Below are 18,935 nucleotides of genomic sequence, written 5' to 3'. Positions count from 1 at the left end.
CCGGGCAGCTCACAGGACGCAGGCGGTCACTGATGCGCCCGTTGCCCAGCGACCAGATCCAGGCGCGGCTTGAGTGGGTCGGTCCCGACGACAGGGCCCTCATTAGTGAAATGCATCAGTCGATCGATCGCCGGATCGTGCCGGGGCCATTGCAGCCTGCCTGCACCATTGGGGTCGCCGCTTTTGCCGAATGCCGTCCAGTAGGCACTGGCAAGACGGCCCATGGCCTTGTCGTCGGCAGTGACGCCCTTACCGACCAACGCAGCCGGCAAGTCAAAGGTGTAAGGAATCTCCAGGGCATGCAACGTACCCTTTTGTTTGCCGCGCAGGACTTCGGCGACATAGCCGAAGCGATACAACCAGACCGGTTGCCCTGACCTGGCCACTTCGTCCGCCAAGTGCCTGGCGGGTTCAATCAGCGTCTCGTCGGCCAGGACATCGCTCTTCAGTTCCTCCAGCGCTTGTTCACCGCTCGGGTCGTACAGCCGCCTGGCTTCATCGGAAGCCTCACCGAAACGCGCGAACAGTTCGTCCTTGCTCTTGGCATCGCCGATCCCCAGGTCTCGACTGTTGGCGCCGACCAGTACAGGCATCTTGGCCTGATGCCCCGCAGCCAGTGCTTGTTCCGGCGACTCGATGATCATGCGTCCATCGAGGATGGCGCCAGCGACGCCGCTGACGGGGACACCACGGGAAAGCCCGGCCATCACTTCAGACGCCGAGGTGCCTTGCACCAGTTTTTCTGCGGGCAGTTTGCGCAGCGCCGCCAGCGCTTGCGCACCGTCGCCGTGGATGCCTTGCGAGCGGGCGTAGTCCAGCGCGCGCTGCCTGGCCTGTTCAAGTGAGGTCAACGGCAGGGCCGTCATGCGGGCGGTCGGAATGCCGGGCGATTGCAGAATGGCGCGCTGAAACAGCCCTTTGGACAAAGGGGAGGTGAGATGCACCAGAACCGAACCACCCCCGGCCGACTCGCCGAAAAGCGTCACTTGCCCGGGGTCGCCGCCGAATGCGGCAATGTTGCGCTGCACCCATTGAAGCGCTGCCTGCTGATCGAGGAAGCCATAGTTGCCGTGCACTTCATCCGGCGCGTCCTTTTCTTGAGCGGGGTGCGCAAAGAACCCCAGGCGTCCCATGCGGTAATTCATGCTGACGACAATAACGCCCTGCGCGGCCAAGGCATCCGCCGGGTAGAGGGATGTCGCGCCATGAACCAGTACGCCGCCGTAGATCCATACCATCACCGGCAGTGGTTGGGTGCTGGCGGCGGCCGGTCGCCAGATGTTCAGGGTCAGGCAATCTTCCGACATGGCCACCTTGTCGACTTGCATGCACTCTGGACCGAAAGCGTCTGCGCTTCTCACGCCGTCCCACGCCTTGGGCGGTTGCGGCGCCCGCCAGCGCAATTCACCGATGGGGGGCGTGGCATAGGGAATGCCCTTGAAGCTGAGTACCTCTTGTTTGGCGACACCTTGCAGCAACCCGGTATCGACGCGCACCTGTTCAGGAAACGGTGGCTTGCCGGTTGCCGCCGTTGCCAGCAGGGGCAGCCAACTGCCCAGCAGCACCGGTGCGACCCAGAATGGAACTTTCATTTCCCTGTCTCCCTTGATTCAACCCGTTACTCAACTGCAGGTAGCGCAGTCGGCATCACGCATGCCTGGACGATAACGATCGAAATTCTGTAGGGCCTCAGACGCATACGCATGTCTTCAACTGACAAAAAGAATACTGAGAGCCGAATCGGCTGCCGTTAACCGATCTGTTTTCGGTAACTGAGCGGGGTGATACCTTTCCACCGTCGAAACGCCCGGATCAAGCTGCTTTTGGAGCTGAAACCCACACGACTGGCGACCTGGTCCAGCGTCAGGTCGGGCAAGGCCAGAAGGTTGAGCGTCTGCGTCTCTCGGGTTTGATCAAGCAGTTTTGCAAAGGTGGTCTTTTGCTGGGCCAGGGAAAGGTTCACGCATTCGAAGGGCAGCGTCAGCGCGTCGGCCAGATGTTGCGGGCTGACTTCCTGCCCGAGTATTTCGGCCAGGCCTGCCCGCAATGCGCTGAGCGGTACAGGTGCACCAAGCCGGGCAAGGTGCTGCAGAATCGGCTGTTCAACTCGAACCAGCCAGTGCGCGTTGGCACCTGGCAGGGCTTTATCCCATGCCTCACGCTTGAAGACCAACGTTGAGCAAGATTGCCCGAACAGCACCTCAACGCCCAACTTCAGCCAGGGTGTCGGGTCGGCCGGCCGGGAGCGGGGGAGTTCCAGTCTGCGCAGAAAGTCCGGGGCCTTTGAGGAGCATTGGCGTTCAAACATCTTCACGTTGTGATAGTTGAAACAATCCCGTGCTGCATCGGCCGGCACTCGCACACCGGTGAGGCGGGTTTCCATCCGCCAGTCCCCCCTGTCGTCCTGCGACAGGTGTAGTCGGGTGACAGTGGTGATCAATGGAAGGAAGAGCACGAAACGTCGCACGGCGTCGCCGAGCGTGGCGCTGGTATAGAGCGCCAGATCAATGCCGTACAGATCGGAGGGGGCAAGGCGCCTGGCAATCCGAATGCCGACGTTCGGGTCGCCGCTGAGTTCGGTTGCGCGCAGCCACAAGGGTGTGATGTCGGTCAGATCCATGCGCAGTTCGTTATCCTGCAGGATGGCCGGGTCGAGTCCCAGATCGATCAGTACGGGCAACGGATCGATGCCGTAGTCCGTCTCCAGGGTTTTGGTAATGGCGCGTGCGACCGACGCCAGGGTGGTTCTGGCACCTGGAGTCGGGGGTGGCGGGGTGGTCTCCATCACTGCGTCTACTGCCAGGGGAAAAAGGATCTCCAGCATGACGCGCCGCGCCTGTACGCGCAATCGGCAGGGGCTGCGGCCCGATTTCCGGCCAGCACCGGCTGCATGCACGGATCAGCCCCACAGCAATGTCCCGGTATGCCGAGAGCGCCATCCCACTCCGGGGAAACTATTTGTCAGCCAATGACTCATGCCTGCGCGTTGTTTGCTCGCATGGTTACAGCGGGGCATTCGCTTTTTGCGTTATTAGGACTATCGCCAGCACCTGCAAGTGACTGGCGGACGCTTGAGTGCCTCATCGCCAATAAAAAAATAACAGGTGAGTCAACACATGAAGCAAGTCTCAATCACCCGCAGAGCCCGCCGTCAAACATCGCTTCCTTATCCGCACCTGCTTGCATTGGGCGTTGCCATCGGCAGCCAGTCTGTCAATGCAACAACCTGGCAGGTCAACGATGATTGGGGGCTGACCACTAACACCACACTCAGTCTGGGCACCAGTTGGGCGCTGAAAAATGCCGACAAGTTCCAGATGACGGCCGCGGATGCAGCCACTATCGGGAAAACCGGCACCGGCGTTAACTACAACGCCGATAACGGCAAGCTCAACTTCAGCAAGGGCGACACCCTCTCGACGGTGTTCAAAGGGTTGACCGACTTCGATCTGAACGATGGTTCGCAGGGCGCCTTCGTTCGTTTCAAATACTGGTATGACCATGCCCTGGAGACAGGCAACGGTGACTACGAGAAATTCAATGATTCCGGCTGGCAGGACCTCGCCCGATTCAAAGGATTCGAAGTACTGGATGCTTATGTCTGGAAGGACTTCAACATTGCCGACCATTCGTTGAACGTCAAAGTCGGCAATCAAGTGCTGAGTTGGGGCGAGGCATTGTTCATTCAGAACGGTGTCAACGTGATCAACCCCCTCGACGTCTCGGCCTTCAACCGGCCGGGGGTGGAGCTCAAGGAAGGGCAGTTGCCCGTCGAGATGATCAGCTTCAACTTCGACTTGAGCGACTCGGTCAGCCTGGAAGGGTTCTGGCAGTACAACTTCCGTCCTTCGGTATTCGATGGTTGCGGCACCTTTTTCAGTATTGCCGACAACCTGCAGGAAGGCTGCCAGAACAACTACATGATCGCCGGCGGCACCGGCACCACGGCCCAATCCCTGCAGGACTTCAATCCCGCAGCGGGTGCCGCCAACGCGCAGCGTGAACGCTATCTGCGACGCACGTCCACGGACTACCCCAGTGATACCGGCCAGTACGGCCTTGCCATGCACTACACCATCGAGTCGTTGCATGATGCCGATCTGGGGCTGTACTACATCAACTACCACAGCAGGACTCCACAGCTTCAGGGCGTCATTGCCCGCCAGGCGCCGGCGGGGGCCAACGTCAACATCAATACCGGCGACTACTCAAACGTCTACCCCGAGGACATCCGTCTCTTCGGCGCCAGCCTGAGCGGCATCATCGGCACCACCGCCACCTTCGGTGAACTGAGCTATCGGCCCAACATGCCGCTGGCCTACAACGGCGCGGATTTCGTCGGACTGCTGGCGGGTTCGAACACCACGCCGATCCTGCCGTTGACGCCTGCGCAACTGGCGGCGGCCCGAGGTTCCGAAGTCGACGGTTATGCGCGCAAACCGCTTTGGCAGTTCAGCCTTGGCGCGGTCGACACCCTTTCCAACGTCATGGGGGCCAACCGCCTTTCACTGGCGGGAGAGGTGGGGTTCAACTGGATCGATGACATGGATGGGGAGCGTTTCGGTCGCGCCGGCGGCTACGGACGTACCTTGCCCACCACCGGTGTCGCCACTTCCTGCGTCGGTGCCGGCGCTGGCGGTCTGAACGCCGCGCAAGTCGCGCAGATGAATGCCGACTACTGCAACACCGATGGCATCTATACCAACTTCTCTTGGGGGTATCGCCTGCGCGCAGGTCTTTCCTATGAGGAGTTTCTGCCGGCAACGGTCATTACCCCCGCCATCAACTGGCGACATGACGTCGAGGGCTATGGCCCCAATTTCCAGGAAGGTCAACAAGCCGTGGGTCTGACATTGACCTTCGACTACCGCAACGATTACTCGCTGGAATTTGCCTACAACGAATTCCTTGGAAACAACAAATTCTCCACCATCGATGACCGCGATTTCGCCTCGGTGAATCTCAAGGTGAGCTTCTAATGAAAAACATCACACAGAAATTGCCGCTCGTTCTGGCCTTGATGGCCGCCTGCGCCATTGTCCAAGCCAAACAGAACGACCCTGGGTTGATCGGTGCGAAACTGACACCCATGGGGTCGGAGAAAGCAGGGAATAGCGATGGCAGCATTCCGGCCTGGACGGGGGGCATCGCCGCCAACGCGGCTCCCGTCAGCGCGAACGGCGACTATGCCGATCCGTTCGCTGCGGAGAAACCGCTCTATACCGTGACCAAGGATAATGTCGGTCAATACAAGAGTGTCCTGACGCCGGGCCAGGTGGCCATGTTCACGCGGTTCCCCGACTATCGCATGCCGGTGTATCCGACCCATCGTACCGCCACGATTCCCAAGACCGATCAGGATGAAGCGAAGGCTAACCTGGGTAAGGTCGAGTTGGCCGACAGCGGGTACGGCCTGAAAAACTACAATTTCGGGATTCCCTTTGCAGAGCCCACTGAACCTTTGGAAGTGCTCTGGAACCATTTGACCCGTTATCGCGGTGGCTCTTTCGTTCGAGAGATCGCGTCGGCCACCGTTCAGGACCAAGGACAATCCACCGTTGTGACCTACAACCAGGTGGCTGCATTCCGCGACCGGATCAAGGATCTCGATCCCCAAGATAACCTGCTCTATTTCTATCGCGCGCAGACCTTGACGCCTTCGCGCTACGCAGGCGAAGTGACCCTGATTCACGAACCGATGAACCAGGTCACAGAGGCGCGTTCGGCCTGGCAGTACCTGCCGGGGCAACGCCGCGTACGCCGCGCGCCCACCGTCTCCTATGACAGCAGCGCGCGCTACAGCTTTGGCCAGATCACCAGCGACGGGACCGACGGCTTCAACGGAGCACCGGACCGGTACGACTGGAAGCTGATCGGAAAGCAGGAGTTGCTGGTGGGGTACAACGCCTACAAGTTGAACAGCAAATCCCTGAAGTACGCCGATCTGCTCAAGCCCGGGCATCTGAGTGCGGATCCGCTGCGTTATGAGAAACACCGCGTATGGGTCATCGAGGCAACACTCAAACCCGATGCGCGCCATGTCTACGGCAAGCGCCGCTTCTACATCGACGAAGACTCGTGGCAGATCCTGGCTTCGGACATGTATGACACCCGCGGCGAGTTGTGGCGCCTGTTCGAAGCGCACTACGCGATGTTGTACGACGTACAGGTCCCGACCACTGTTGCCGAAACCACTTACGACCTGATTTCGGGGCGCTACGGGGTTTCCCAGATGACCAACGAGGTCAATCAGAAGGTCGCCTACGGTGCGCCGATGGTCAAAGCCGATTTCACGCCTGCGGAAATCCGGCGCCTGGGTAAGTGAGTCGGCGCGAGCCCACCTGAGTGGGTTCGCCCATCTGTTGCTGGCATAGGGCGCGCGGGGCCGGTTTCCATGGATCAATTCCCGGAACTCCGAACCCGTGCTTCGATGCACGGCACCCACGACTTCGTGATCAAAGCCATGCAAGACGGTGCTGGGCCTATGTGCTCAGGGCGCTGTCGACATTCTGAAATGGAGTCTTATGCAATGAGAGCGATGTTACTCAATGGACTATTGTGGGCGGCAACTGTAGGCCTGACGGGTTGCGCAGGTTCGCAAGTGGACCCTGGCCAATACTCGGGATTTCTGCGGGATTACAGTCATCTGCAACCTGGCGATAGCGCGTCGGGCAAGCCCGTGATGCGCTGGGTCGATGCCCAGGCAGACTTTTCGACCTACACCCGGATCTACATTGAACCCAGCCAGCTTTATCCCGCGCCCATAACCACCGCTGTCATTTCCGGCCAGACACTGCAATCGATCACTCAGTATTTCGATGAAGCCCTCAAGCGCGAGTTCGGCAAAAAACTGAAGCTGGTCAACGCTCCGGGGCCCGACACCATCGTTATGCGTCCGGCCATCACCGCCGTGTCAACACATAACGAAGGCCTGAAGCCTTATGAGTTCCTGCCGCTGTGGTTTCTCGCCGCCACCGTGAACACCGCCGCCGGGGGGCGTGATCAGACAGTGGAAATCGCTACTGAGGCTGAGTTTCTCGACGGGAACAGCCACAGACTGCTGGCACAGGTGGTACGCAAAAGTACCGCGCACGAACTCGAGAATGACAAGCAGCGGCTAACCGTCAATGACGTCAAGTCAGCCATCGATGGGTGGGCCGGCGACATGCGTCAGGGTTACGAAAAGCTCAGGAGCGCAAGCCGCTAAGCGCGTTTGCGCTCGGATGGTCATTCGCCGTCCGCATTTTCTTATGAGCAATCCAATGAAAGAACGGGAGCCCTTGATCAGGCGAACTCCCTCTGCCCATCAAGCACAAGAGGATGTTTCTGTGCCATTTCGTTTTTATTTGAGCTCGCTCGCCATCGCTTTGAGCACTTGCTCTGTGCAGGCCGCAGACCCAGATGTCACTCAACAGATCAATGCGCTGGTCTCCCAGGACGAGCCGCATCTGATCGAAGTGTTCAAACACCTGCACCAGAATCCGGAACTCGCTTTTCAGGAGAAAGAAACCTCGGCGTTGGTGGCCAATGAGTTCAAGGCACGAGGTTTTGAAGTCAAGAGCGGCATCGGCAAGACCGGTGTGGTGGGCATTTTTCGCAATGGGCCAGGGCCTGTGGTGATGTATCGGGCCGACATGGATGCACTGCCTGTGAAAGAGACAACGGGGCTGCCTTACCAAAGCACCAAAAGCGCAAATTGGCTTGGGGATCCCAACCAGCCGGTGATGCACGCCTGTGGTCATGATGCCCATACCACCTGGCTGTTGGAGGTGGCGAAAGTCATGACCCAGCTCAAGGATCAATGGTCCGGAACCCTCGTGCTGGTGGCCGAACCTGCCGAGGAGATCATCGAAGGGGCCAACGCCATGGTGCAGAACGGCCTCTACGACTTCGCTCCCAAACCCGATGTCCTGCTGGCGGCCCATGTGTTCCCGGTTTATCCCGCTGGCAGTGTCGCGGTCCGTGAGGGCAAGCGACTGGCGGGCACCGATCAGCTCGACGTTGTGTTGCCTGGGGTGGGCGGGCATGGTTCGGCGCCGCACACGGCAAAAGACCCCGTCGTAATGGGGGCCATGGCGGTGATGGGTTATCAGACCATCGTCAGTCGCATGGTCAATCAGGCCGAGCCGGCCGTGTTGACGGTGGGCGCCTTTCAGGCGGGAACCAGCAACAACATCATTCCCGACAGCGCTTCACTCAAGCTCAATTTGCGTTGGTACGACGAGCGTGTCCGCGAGCGGATGATCACGGGTATCAAGTCGGTCAACACCGGTGTGTTGGACATGAACGATATGCCCACCGAACGCAAGCCTGTGTACACCATGAAGGGGCACTCCACGCCGTTGGTCAACGACGCGGGGGCGACCGTCATTGCCCGTGCCGCCTTGGTGCGCCAACTGGGTGCCGACAAGGTATTGAACGGCTTGCCGCCTGCAATGGGGTCGGAAGACTTTCACATGCTCGCCACACCTTTTCCCGACACCAAAATCATGTTTGTCGAGGTGGGGGGCGGGCTCCCCGATGCCTATGCCAACCTGATCGAAAAAGGACTGGCGCCGGCCATGAACCACAGCCCGAAGTTCGTCGTCGAGCTACCGGCGATTGCAGCGGGTGCGCGGGCCATGAGCGCGACACTGTTGGCGTTTTTCGCCAAACCGCAATAGCCGCACGTTGTGTTGCCCGACTCTGGCTCTTTACCTGGTGAGGATCGCCAGGTTGGAGTCGGGTAAGTCTTCTACGCCATCTCAAATGCCTTTAGAGCATTTCGCAATGCAGTTGAGCGCAGGTCAGGCGCTCAGGGCTGCCGGGGACTCAACCCTCTGTGCAGCTATCGCCATTGCGGGCATGTAAATCCAGATTCAGGAATATAGAAATGAAATTAGCCAACACATCGAGAGCGATCCAATACGTGCTGGTTGCGATAGTGGCGACATTTTCAGGCCTGCTTTACACCTTCGTGACGCTCAAACAAGCCGCCCATGATGCACGCGAGGTCAGCGAGAGGCGTTATCAGTCCTACTTGCTGGCGGATGAACTTCGCCAAAGCTCCGACGATTTGACCCGCCTGGGGCGGACTTATGTAGTGACGGCCAACCCGGAGTACGAGCGCGAGTACCTGCAGATTCTCGATATTCGTAACGGGAAGGCTCCGCGTCCTGAAGACTATCACCGTATTTACTGGGATTTCGTCGCGGCGGGCAATGCGCAGCCTCGCCCTGATGGCGAGGCGGTGGCCCTGGAAACCCTGATGAAGCGGGATGGTTTCACGGATGATGAGTTCGCCAAACTCAAGGAAGCGCAGGCCAATTCAGACAAGCTTGTTCAACTCGAAGTCCAGGCGATGAATGCGGTCAAGGGCAAGTTCGTGGATGCCCAAGGCAACTACACCGTCAACGGCGAGCCTGATCTCGCGCTCGCTCGCACCTTGGTGCACAGCCCGCAATATCATGCCTTCAAGGCACAGATCATGAAGCCGGTCGATGAATTCTTCGGCCTGATGGAAGGGCGCACATCGCGGGCGGTATCACAGGCAAACGACGCGCTGAATTTTGCGCAGAATCTGTTTGTGGCGGTTTTGCTCATGTTGATCGGTGAGATCGGCCTGATGATTTACTTGGGGCGAAAACAAATCATCGAGCAGTTGGGCGGCGCCCCAGCCGAACTGGACCGTGTGTTGACGGAAATTGCGAGCGGCAATCTGGCCGTGACGATTCACGATGCCCCGGACAGGAGCGCCCTAGGCAGCGTGCGGGTGATGACCCGTACGTTGAGGACTCTGATCGGCGCCATTACCCAGACGAGTGAACAGTTGCGCGGTGCTGTGGCGCAAGTTGCCCAGGTGGTGGAAGAGACCGCTGCACGGGCGTCTCAACAACGGGAAATGACTGACCTGGTGGCCACTGCCGTGCATGAGATGGGGCTTACCGTTCAGGAGATCGCCCGCAATGCCAGTGGTGCGGCAGAGGCGTCGCAAGTGGCGCAAGCAGAAGCTCATCAAGCCAGCGGCATCGTCGGTGAGTCCACCGCGCACATCGAAAAAATGGCCGAGGAAATCGGAACAGCCGGTCACTCCGTCGGTGAGCTGGCCGAACACGTGTCGTCTATCGATCAAGTGCTGGCGGTGATTCGCGGCATTTCGCAACAGACCAACCTGTTGGCGCTGAACGCCGCCATCGAGGCGGCACGGGCCGGCGAGTCGGGGCGCGGATTTGCCGTCGTGGCCGACGAGGTCCGAACCCTGGCCGGTCGCACCCAGAACTCCACGGATGAAATCCAGCAAATGATCCAGGGCCTCAAGCAAGGGGCGGAAACAGCCGTCAGTTCCATGCGCGCTGGCCAGGCGGCAACGCAGACCGGCGTCGATGCCAGCCAGCGGACCAATCAATCGTTGGAGGCAATCGCGTCGCAGATCGAACGGATCAGCGACATGAACAGCCAGGTGGCGACCGCGACAGAGGAACAGTCCTCGGTTACCGAGGAAATCAATCGCAACGTTCAAGGCATTGCCGACCTGGCTCATTTCACCTCCAGTGAAACCCATCGCTGCCAGCAGGATTGCCAGACGTTGCGTCAGGTGTGTGATGAATTGACGGCGCAGGTCGGCAACTTCCGCCTGTAGGGGGCACATTCGATGTCTCAGCAGAAAGACGATGCCCCGAGTGGCCGACACAACGATGCTCCGATAGTCCTGGACCTGTCGCTGTTCGACGCCATCACTGATGCGTCGCCCAATACGGTTCTGGTCATCGATGAGCGCGGCATCATCCAGGCGGCAAGCCACTCGGTGCTGCATAACTTCAATTTCGCCCAAGTGGAGTTACTTGGGCAAAATCTCTCGGTCTTGCTGCCCGAAGCCTACAACCAGCGCCAGCCGACCTATCTTGAAAGTTTTCGCAATGCCAGCAGGCGCAGGGTCGTCGGCGGCGGGCGCGAGGTGCTGGGGCAGCGCAAAGACGGTTCCTATTTCCCCATGCAGTTCAACGTCAATGAATTCCAGCTGGGGGGACAACGCGCCTTCGTCGGCGTCTGCTACGACATCAGCGAACGCCATCGATTGACCAAGCGAATCACCCAATTGGCCACTTACGATGACCTGACCGGGTGCATCAATCGCCATCAGTTTGTGGAAATGCTGGAAAAAGCCTTGGGCAATTGCCAGCAGACCAACGGTCGATTGGGTTTGCTCTTCATTGATTTGGACGGATTCAAGAACATCAACGACAGCTACGGCCACGGAGTGGGTGATCGCCTGCTCAAACAGGTCGCCGAACGTTTGCGCCTGGCTTTGAGGGGCGGCGATATTTTGGGGCGGGTCGGTGGTGACGAGTTCGTGGCGTTCCTGTTGCTGAACGATGGCGACAAGGCCGAGCAGATCGCAGACCGCCTGATCAAGAGTCTCCAGCAGTTGTTCGACATCGATGGTGTGCCGCTGTTGGTCTCGGCCAGCATCGGGATCAGTCTGTTTCCCGAGCATGGCCGATCGGCGGACAAACTGATCAACGCGGCGGATATCGCGATGTACCGGGGCAAGTCCGACGGGGGCGGCGAAGTACGTATTTTCAGCCATGAGATGCGTGAGGAAAACGAGCGCAACTATCGACTGGTCTCTTGTTTGCGCGAAGCGCTTGAGCTTGGGCAATTCGAACTGCACTACCAATTGCAGTTCGATACGCGAACCTTCCTGCCTTCAGGCCTGGAGGCGCTTATTCGCTGGCACCATGGCGATACACTGTTTGCACCCGGCCAGTTCATAGCCATCGCGCAGAAATATCGCCTGATGCCCGCCATTACCCGTTGGGTCATTCGTCAGGCGTGCGTCGATAACGCCTGGCTGATCAAGTCGGGCATTCTGGATGTGCCGGTAGCGGTGAATGTTTGTGTGGATTCGTTCGTCGACGAGCAGTTCGTAGAGGTGATACAGCAAATGATCAAGGAGACCGGACTGCCACCCGAGAGACTGGTCCTGGAAATCACCGAAGACGTGGCCATGACGGGCGCGGAGCAGGCCATGCGCAATTCGCTGGCGTTTCGCCGCTCGGGCATTCGCCTGGCGATGGACGACTTTGGCACGGGGTATTCATCCCTTGGCCGCTTGCGTAGCCTTCAGTTCCACAAGTTGAAAATCGATCGATCCTTCGTGGCGATGCTGCCTGGCAGTACCGCCGATCAGGAGATCGTGCGCGCCATTCTCAGCATTGCCCGTGCATTGGGCATGCAGGCAATTGCCGAAGGTATCGAAACCCGCGAGCAACTGGCGTTCCTGCAGGCCGAAGGATGTCACGAAGGGCAGGGGTACTGGTTCGCCAGACCCATGCCGTTGGAGGCACTCATTACTTGGGTCGAAGGGCGGATTCAGTAACAGGAGGGTATTTCAGGGGAACCGTAGGCAAGCCGTTTGCGGGGACGTAGCGCTCAAACCGGGCTCTGGTGCTGGACAGCTGTGTGGGATGGGCCACTGAGTGGCCCTTCGTGAAATGGCTGAAAAGATGCGAAAACGATCCAGGGGGAAAGAATAGGATTCCTGAATGCCAGAAACGACAAAGCCCTGAATAATCAGGGCTTTGTCGTATAGAAGATGGCGGAGGCGATGGGATTCGAACTCATGGACCTGTTACAGTCGACGGTTTTCAAGACCGTTGCCTTAAACCACTCGGCCACACCTCCGTTTGCATTGCGGGCGCCATAATACCTGAATGAAACACACTGTCAAACTCTGTACATGGCTTGTTGCAGAGCGTCTGTTATCATCTTTGCGACTGAACGTTTCAAACCAACAGGAGTGTCGCCATGCGCGAACAGGATTACGCAGTTCACAACGGCGTGCAGGCCGAGCAGCTAGAAGTTAGCCGCGTCCTGCGCAACACCTACGGCCTTCTGGCGCTCACCCTCGCATTCAGTGGCGTGATGGCGTTCGTGGCCCAGCAGATGCGCGTCGGCTACCCGAACATCTTCGTGGTGCTGATCGGTTTCTACGGGTTGTTCTTCCTCACCAACAAGCTTCGCGATTCGGCCTGGGGCCTGGTGTCGGCGTTTGCCCTGACCGGTTTCATGGGCTTCCTGCTCGGCCCGATCCTCAACCGTTACCTGGGCATGCAGGGCGGCGCCGAAGTGGTCAGCTCCGCGTTCGCGATGACGGCCCTGGTGTTCGGCGGCCTGTCGGCCTACGTGCTGATCACCCGCAAGGACATGAGCTTCCTGGGCGGCTTCATCACCGCCGGTTTCTTCGTGCTGCTGGGTGCGACGCTGGCCAGCTTCTTCTTCCAGATCAGCGGCCTGCAACTGGCGATCAGCGCAGGTTTCGTGCTGTTCTCGTCGGTCTGCATCCTGTTCCAGACCAGTGCGATCATCCACGGTGGCGAGCGCAACTACATCATGGCCACCATCAGCCTGTATGTATCGATCTACAACCTGTTCGTCAGCCTGCTGCAACTGTTCGGCATTCTGGGCCGCGACGACTGATCGGTTATCGCGCAACCCTAAAAAAACCCGCTTCGGCGGGTTTTTTGTTGCCTGTGAAAACGCGCAGGCGTTATCAGTTGATGACGATGCTGCCGTCGGTGTGCTGCCGGTAGACCGTGTAAGGCAACAGCAGGGTGTCCAGCACCCCGGACGCCGCCGCATCGATCACTACGCCGAGCGGCGCGTTGCTGTGGTTGAAGGCATCGACGCCGTCTCCCAGTTGGGCGTTCAACTGGCAGAAATCGAATGCCACGCCGCTGTAGATCCGCGGTACGGCCCCGCAATAGGTTTTCTTGTCCTTGAGGTAGTCCACGGACGTCTGGTCGGAACGCGCCACGGTCTGCACCGTTCCGCAGCCGGTGAGCGTCAACGCCGCCAGCGCCATTGCCAAGACCTTCATGCCGCATTCCTTCGCCTGAAAAACATCAATCTACGCTGATCCCGTCGGTAAAGCACTCAGTTCATCGGCGGCAATCGACGTTTCACTGGGGTTTTCTTGACGATGGCGGTATTGGTTTCCGCCAGGGTGTTGAGCCGGTCGAGCAGGGTGTCCAGCTGCTCCATCGAGCGTACGTGCAGGCGGGCGATGAAGCAGTCCTCGCCGGTGACCTTGTCGCACTCGGTGAATTCGGGGATCGACAGGATCTGCCGCTCCACTTCCTGCAACTGCCCCGGCAGCGGCCGCACCCGGACGATGGCCTGCAACTGGTAGCCGAAGCACTTCGGGTCGATCTCCACGGTGTAGCCCTTGAGCACGCCGCGCTCTTCCAGCCGTTTCAGCCGCTCGGCGACGCTGGGGGAGGAGAGGCCGCTGATCTGCGCCAGGGCCTTGAGCGAGCGGCGCGAGTCCTCCATCAAGGCGCCGATGAGGATCTGGTCGATGTCGTCGGTCATGGTGCGGGTCCTGATTAGGCGGTGGAGGGCATCCACCCTCGATAAAAAAGGCGGATCTTGAGTTTAGCCTTCTTTTTGCGCTGGAGAGATGTCGGCGTGGCTTGGCATACTTTGGCCACAACACAGGAGATTTGAAATGGACAAGACCCTGCGCCGCGGCTCACTCGAAATGACCGCCGCCATGCTGATTTCCGGGACGATCGGCTGGTTCGTGCTGGTGTCCGGGCAACCGGTGCTGGACGTGGTGTTCTGGCGCTGCGTGTTCGGCGCCGGCACCTTGCTGCTGATCTGCGCCGCGTTCGGCTTTCTGCGGCCGGGCATCCTGACCCGCACCACCTTCCTGCTGGCGGTGCTCAGCGGACTGGCGATCGTCGGCAACTGGGTGCTGCTGTTCGCTTCCTACTCGCGGGCCTCGATCGCCATCGGCACGGCGGTGTACAACGTCCAGCCGTTCATGCTGGTGGGGCTGGCGGCGCTGTTCCTGGGCGAGAAGATCACGCTGCAGAAGCTGCTCTGGCTGGCGGTCTCGTTCATGGGCATGTTGGCCATCGTCAGTGCCCACGGCGGGCAGGGCGAAAGCGGCAACGACTATCTGACGGGCATCGCCTTGGCGCTGGGCGCGGCGTTTCTCTATGCCATCGCCGCGTTGATCATCAAGCGCCTCACCGGCACGCCGCCGCACCTGATCGCGTTGATCCAGGTCTGCACCGGCGTGTTGGCGCTGGCGCCGTTCGCGCACTTCTCCGCGCTGCCCCAGACGCCGAACGCGTGGGCCAGCCTGGTGACGCTGGGTATCGTCCACACCGGGCTGATGTATGTGCTGCTGTACGGCGCGATCCAGAAACTGCCGACCGCGCTGACCGGCGCCCTGTCGTTCATCTACCCGATTGCGGCGATCTTCGTCGATTGGGTTGCCTTCGGCCATCGCCTGGAGACTCTGCAATGGCTGGGCGTGGCGGCGATTCTGCTGGCCGCCGCCGGCATGCAGCAGGGCTGGGGCCTGAAGTCGCGGCGCCTGGCCGCGCAGTAGTCCTCAAAGGTTCCAGCGCGGGGCGGATGTCGCCAAGCGCTGGCGCATGTCGCCGATGTTGGCCGCCAGTTGCCGGGTCAGCAGCCGGTAGCCGTCCAGCGCGCTGTAGACCGGTGCGTCGAGGCTCGCGTCCGGCAGCGCCATCGGCCGTCCCAGACGCTGGACGGCGCCGGACTTCAGCGCCCGGGCCATGCCGACCAACTGCACGCGGACATGCCGGTGTTCGGCCTTCAGCGCCGCTTGCAGATGGGCCATGGCATGCGGGTCGTTGGCGTCCGGCCGGGTGTTGCCGAGGATCTCCAGGGTGCTGATGCACAGGCGCAGGTTGCGCTGGATCGCATCCAGTTCGGTCATCGACACGTTCACTTCCTTGGACACCGACGGCATCAGCGAGCGCAGCTGCACCATCGCCGCGTTCAAGCGGTTCATCAGCTTCAGGTGTTCGTCGGCGTTGACCGGCTGGCCGCCGATGATCCGTCCGTAGACCGTCGCGCAGTCGCGCAAGGCATCGGCCAGGTTGTAGCGCCACGAATACACCGCGTACAGCGGCAAGGCGAAGGAAAAGGCCAGGGCCAGGGCGATGCCGATCAGGATGTCGACCCCGCGCCACAGCCCGTCGGTGATGGGGTTGTCGCCGTGGCCGGCGACAATGAAAACGGTGATGGCCGAGAGCAGGGCGGTGTAGCCGCCCTTGCCGATGGCGTGATAGGAGAAGAAGCCGCAGACCACGGCCATGGCGAAGTAGGTCAGCCACGGCAGGCCGAGCCAGGCCTGCTGCGCCACCAGCGCCAGGCCCACGCCGGCGCCGATCAGGGTGCCGGTGGCGCGTTCGGCGGCTTTCTTGCCGATGTTGCCGTGGTGCTGCAAACCGCCGATCACCACCAGCATGGTCACCGACGCCCATTCGCCGTGGGGCAGGTTGATGCCGGTGGTCAGTGCGATGGTCGCCAGCAGCCCCAGCGCCACCCGCACGGCATGGATCAGCCGGGCATGCCGGTAGCGCCGGTACGGGTCCAGCAGCGGCCGCAGGATCCGCCGCAGCAGCGGCGGCCAGCGGTGAGGGCTGAAGGTGCTCAGCGGCGTTCGCTCCTCAGAAGATGTAGTCGGTGGCGATGAAGTTCGAGTCCCGCCCGCGGATGATCTCGCTGATCAGATCCTTATTGTTGTCCTGGAACTTGGTCGCCACCAGGGTGCGGATCGAAAACACCCGCAATGCGTCGTGCACCGACAGCGTGCCTTCGGCGGAGTTTTTCCGGCCGTTGAACGGGTAGGTGTCCGGGCCGCGCTGGCACTGGGCGTTGAGGTTGATGCGGCCGACCTGGTTGGCGAAGGTGTCCACGAGCCGGCCGATCGCCACCGGGTTGGTGCCGAAGAGGCTCAACTGCTGGCCGAAGTCCGATTCCAGCACATAGTCGATCACCGTATCGAGGTGGCGGTACGGCACGATCGGCACCACCGGGCCGAACTGCTCTTCCTGATAGACGCGCATCTGCGGCGTCACCGGGTACAGCACCGCCGGGTAGAAGAACGACGCGCGGGCCTCGCCGCCGTTGGGGTTGACCACCGCCGCACCCTTGCTCACCGCGTCGGCCACCAGGCCGTGCAGGTAATCGACCTTGCCCGACTCCGGCACCGGCGTCAGCGCCACGCCGCTGTCCCACGGCATGCCGGGTTTGAGGCTGGCCAGTTTGGCGTTGAATTTCTCGATGAAGCGATCGACCACGTCTTCATGGACGAAGAGGATTTTCAGCGCCGTGCAGCGCTGGCCGTTGAACGACAGGGAGCCGGTGACCGCTTCGCTGACCGCGTTGTCCAGGTCCACCTCCGGCAGGACGATGCCGGGGTTCTTCGCGTCCAGGCCCAGGGCCGCGCGCAGGCGGTGCGGCTTGGGGTGCAGCTTCTTCAGGTCGCTGGCGGCCTTGTTGGTGCCGATGAAGGCGAAGATGTCGATCTTGCCGCTGGCCATCAGGGCGCTGACGGTCTCGCGGCCGCTGCCGTAGATCACGTTGATCACGCCGGTCGGGAAGCTGTCGCGGAACGCCTCCAGCAGCGGACGGATCAGCAGCACGCCGAGCTTGGCAGGCTTGAACACCACGGTGTTGCCCATGATCAGCGCCGGGATCAGCGTGGTGAAGGTCTCGTTCAGCGGGTAGTTGTAGGGGCCCATGCACAACGCGACGCCCAGCGGCACGCGGCGGATCTGACCGAGGGTGTCCTGTTCCAGCTCGAAGCGGCTGGAGCGGCGGTCGAGCTCCTTCAGGGCGTTGATGGTGTCGACGATGTAGTCGCAGGTACGGTCGAATTCCTTTTCCGAATCCTTGAGGTTCTTGCCGATCTCCCACATCAGCAGCTTCACCACCGCGTCGCGCTGCTGGCGCATGCGGCCCAGGAACGCCTCGACGTGCTGGATGCGCTCGGCCACCCGCATGGTCGGCCACAGGCCCTGGCCCCGGTCATAGGCGCGCACGGCGGCGTCGAGGGCGGTGAGGGCGGTGTCGGCGTCCAGCAGCGGCGTGCTGCCGAGGATCACCTGTTCGTCGCCGTTGTCGCCGTGTAGATACACCGGGCTGCGCACGGTGGCGAGAGGGCCGTCCCAGCGGCGCAGCTCGCCGTCGACCAGGTACTCGCGCTGCTCGGTCTGGCCGTCGAGGCGGTATTTATCCGGGATGTCGCTGACAGATGGGAACAGGTTGCCAAGGATGTTTGCTGAGGTCATGTCACTACCCTGTAGATGATGTCGGCGTACGGATTGGAAAAGGCTTCAGTGGTTATACGCCTGAACGGCCCCGGAGTTAAACCCGTGCGGGTCAGGCAAAGGCGCGAAACAGAGCCGGTTGCTCGCGATGGCGGTGTGTCAGGGACTTGGCGGCTAGCTGACCTGACGCCATCGCGGGCAAGCCCGCTCCCACAAGGTTCTCTGTCGTTCACAAGTGTTGTATGCGCCGCATAGCCTGTGGGAGCGGGCTCGCCCGCGATAGCGTCGGTCAGGGCGCTGCAAGGCAAATGCCGTTCGCGCAACAGCGCCATGGCCCCGGATGCCCCCTCGCTGGCCCGCAATGCCCTCAACCCCCGCGCGGCGCTGGCTTAAGGTTGACCCTGCCTTGACCACAACAACAAAGGTGCCGCCGCCATGGGCGCGGTGCCAAACGCGAGGATTGCCATGGGGGCCGCCCGATTCCTGCTTCCGCTGCTGCTGGCCGTTGCCGTGGGGGGCTGCGGCGATGACGCCAAGGCGCCTGCCGCCGCCGGCATCGCCAGCACCGCCACGCCCGCCGACCCGGCACTGGCGCAGATCTACGCCAACAGCTGCCAGCTCTGCCACGCCAACCCCGCCGCCAACGCGCCGCTGACCGGCGACCGCAAGGCCTGGGAGCCGCGCATCCGGCAGGGCGGCGACACGCTGCTCGACCACGCCATCAACGGCTACAACGGCATGCCGCCGATGGGCCAGTGCGTAGAGTGCTCGGAAGAGCAATTCCTGCAACTGATCGGCTTCATGGCCGACCAACCGATCCCACAGTAAGGGTGCCCGCATGACGATGGATCTGACACG

15 protein-coding genes and 1 tRNA gene are annotated in these 18,935 nt (G+C 61.0%); 9 read left to right on the top strand and 7 right to left on the bottom strand.

All coding sequences use genetic code 11. From position 1 onward, the window contains the following. Window positions 1-26 precede the first annotated feature (26 nt). Both CAG29_RS07925 and CAG29_RS07920 read right to left on the bottom strand, forming a co-directional pair. Entirely contained in the window at window positions 27-1,592 is a 1,566-nt protein-coding gene (locus CAG29_RS07925) for a carboxylesterase/lipase family protein (RefSeq protein ID WP_085640118.1), read from the bottom strand. A 158-nt stretch (window positions 1,593-1,750) separates the two neighbouring features. Further along, window positions 1,751-2,824: an AraC family transcriptional regulator gene (locus CAG29_RS07920; protein ID WP_170930029.1), complete on the bottom strand. Its 1,074-nt coding sequence runs from the start codon at window positions 2,822-2,824 to the stop codon at window positions 1,751-1,753. A 292-nt stretch (window positions 2,825-3,116) separates the two neighbouring features. Here CAG29_RS07920 and CAG29_RS07915 point away from each other — a divergent pair, with 292 nt between their 5' ends. From CAG29_RS07915 to CAG29_RS07890, 6 genes are all read left to right on the top strand, one after another. Continuing rightward, a complete protein-coding gene (locus tag CAG29_RS07915) occupies window positions 3,117-4,979 on the top strand; it encodes a DUF1302 domain-containing protein (protein ID WP_085694167.1) in 1,863 nt (620 codons plus the stop codon). Further along, a complete protein-coding gene (locus CAG29_RS07910) occupies window positions 4,979-6,325 on the top strand; it encodes a DUF1329 domain-containing protein (protein ID WP_085582398.1) in 1,347 nt (448 codons plus the stop codon). The genes CAG29_RS07915 and CAG29_RS07910 overlap by 1 nt, the downstream gene beginning before the upstream one ends. Window positions 6,326-6,529: 204 nt before the next feature. After that, window positions 6,530-7,207, top strand: coding sequence for a DUF3313 domain-containing protein (locus CAG29_RS07905; protein WP_085632804.1), 678 nt, complete (start codon window positions 6,530-6,532; stop codon window positions 7,205-7,207). A 121-nt stretch (window positions 7,208-7,328) separates the two neighbouring features. Beyond that, window positions 7,329-8,663, top strand: coding sequence for an amidohydrolase (locus CAG29_RS07900; RefSeq protein ID WP_218189700.1), 1,335 nt, complete (start codon window positions 7,329-7,331; stop codon window positions 8,661-8,663). 209 nt (window positions 8,664-8,872) lie between these two features. Beyond that, window positions 8,873-10,618 (top strand): methyl-accepting chemotaxis protein, encoded by a 1,746-nt coding sequence (locus tag CAG29_RS28455; RefSeq protein WP_085640106.1) that lies wholly within the window; start codon window positions 8,873-8,875, stop codon window positions 10,616-10,618. Window positions 10,619-10,630: 12 nt separating this feature from the next. Beyond that, entirely contained in the window at window positions 10,631-12,358 is a 1,728-nt protein-coding gene (locus CAG29_RS07890; protein WP_085582404.1) for a bifunctional diguanylate cyclase/phosphodiesterase, read from the top strand. Between the two features lie 217 nt (window positions 12,359-12,575). Here the strand turns inward: CAG29_RS07890 and CAG29_RS07885 are convergent. After that, a tRNA-Ser gene (locus tag CAG29_RS07885) sits at window positions 12,576-12,663 on the bottom strand. Window positions 12,664-12,786: 123 nt separating this feature from the next. Between CAG29_RS07885 and CAG29_RS07880 the strand changes: the two genes are divergently transcribed. After that, complete coding sequence (locus CAG29_RS07880) at window positions 12,787-13,458, top strand: Bax inhibitor-1/YccA family protein (protein WP_085582406.1); 672 nt, start codon at window positions 12,787-12,789, stop codon at window positions 13,456-13,458. 73 nt (window positions 13,459-13,531) lie between these two features. On the opposite strand, the gene CAG29_RS07875 is transcribed toward CAG29_RS07880, so the two are convergent. Both CAG29_RS07875 and CAG29_RS07870 read right to left on the bottom strand, forming a co-directional pair. Then, entirely contained in the window at window positions 13,532-13,858 is a 327-nt protein-coding gene (locus CAG29_RS07875) for a YceK/YidQ family lipoprotein (RefSeq protein ID WP_085632802.1), read from the bottom strand. 56 nt (window positions 13,859-13,914) lie between these two features. Further along, entirely contained in the window at window positions 13,915-14,352 is a 438-nt protein-coding gene (locus CAG29_RS07870) for an Lrp/AsnC family transcriptional regulator (protein ID WP_085582410.1), read from the bottom strand. Window positions 14,353-14,488: 136 nt separating this feature from the next. Between CAG29_RS07870 and CAG29_RS07865 the strand changes: the two genes are divergently transcribed. Beyond that, window positions 14,489-15,382 (top strand): DMT family transporter, encoded by an 894-nt coding sequence (locus tag CAG29_RS07865; protein WP_085694165.1) that lies wholly within the window; start codon window positions 14,489-14,491, stop codon window positions 15,380-15,382. Between the two features lie 3 nt (window positions 15,383-15,385). Here CAG29_RS07865 and CAG29_RS07860 read toward each other — a convergent pair whose 3' ends face one another. Both CAG29_RS07860 and CAG29_RS07855 read right to left on the bottom strand, forming a co-directional pair. Next, on the bottom strand, window positions 15,386-16,426 hold the full coding sequence (locus tag CAG29_RS07860) for an FUSC family protein (protein WP_170930297.1): 1,041 nt from the start codon (window positions 16,424-16,426) through the stop codon (window positions 15,386-15,388). A gap of 46 nt (window positions 16,427-16,472) precedes the next feature. Continuing rightward, window positions 16,473-18,098, bottom strand: a complete 1,626-nt coding sequence (locus CAG29_RS07855) for an NADP-dependent glyceraldehyde-3-phosphate dehydrogenase (RefSeq protein WP_085640097.1) — start codon at window positions 18,096-18,098, stop codon at window positions 16,473-16,475. Window positions 18,099-18,542: 444 nt separating this feature from the next. On the opposite strand from CAG29_RS07855, the gene CAG29_RS07850 reads away from it, so the two are divergent. Then, window positions 18,543-18,905: a cytochrome c5 family protein gene (locus tag CAG29_RS07850; RefSeq protein WP_085582418.1), complete on the top strand. Its 363-nt coding sequence runs from the start codon at window positions 18,543-18,545 to the stop codon at window positions 18,903-18,905. Window positions 18,906-18,935 lie beyond the last annotated feature (30 nt).

This window comes from Pseudomonas sp. B7(2017) (assembly GCF_002112745.1).
GTDB lineage: Bacteria > Pseudomonadota > Gammaproteobacteria > Pseudomonadales > Pseudomonadaceae > Aquipseudomonas > Aquipseudomonas ekonensis.
Note: the sequence above shows the minus strand (reverse complement) of the source record. Positions and strands in the feature narration are given on the sequence as shown.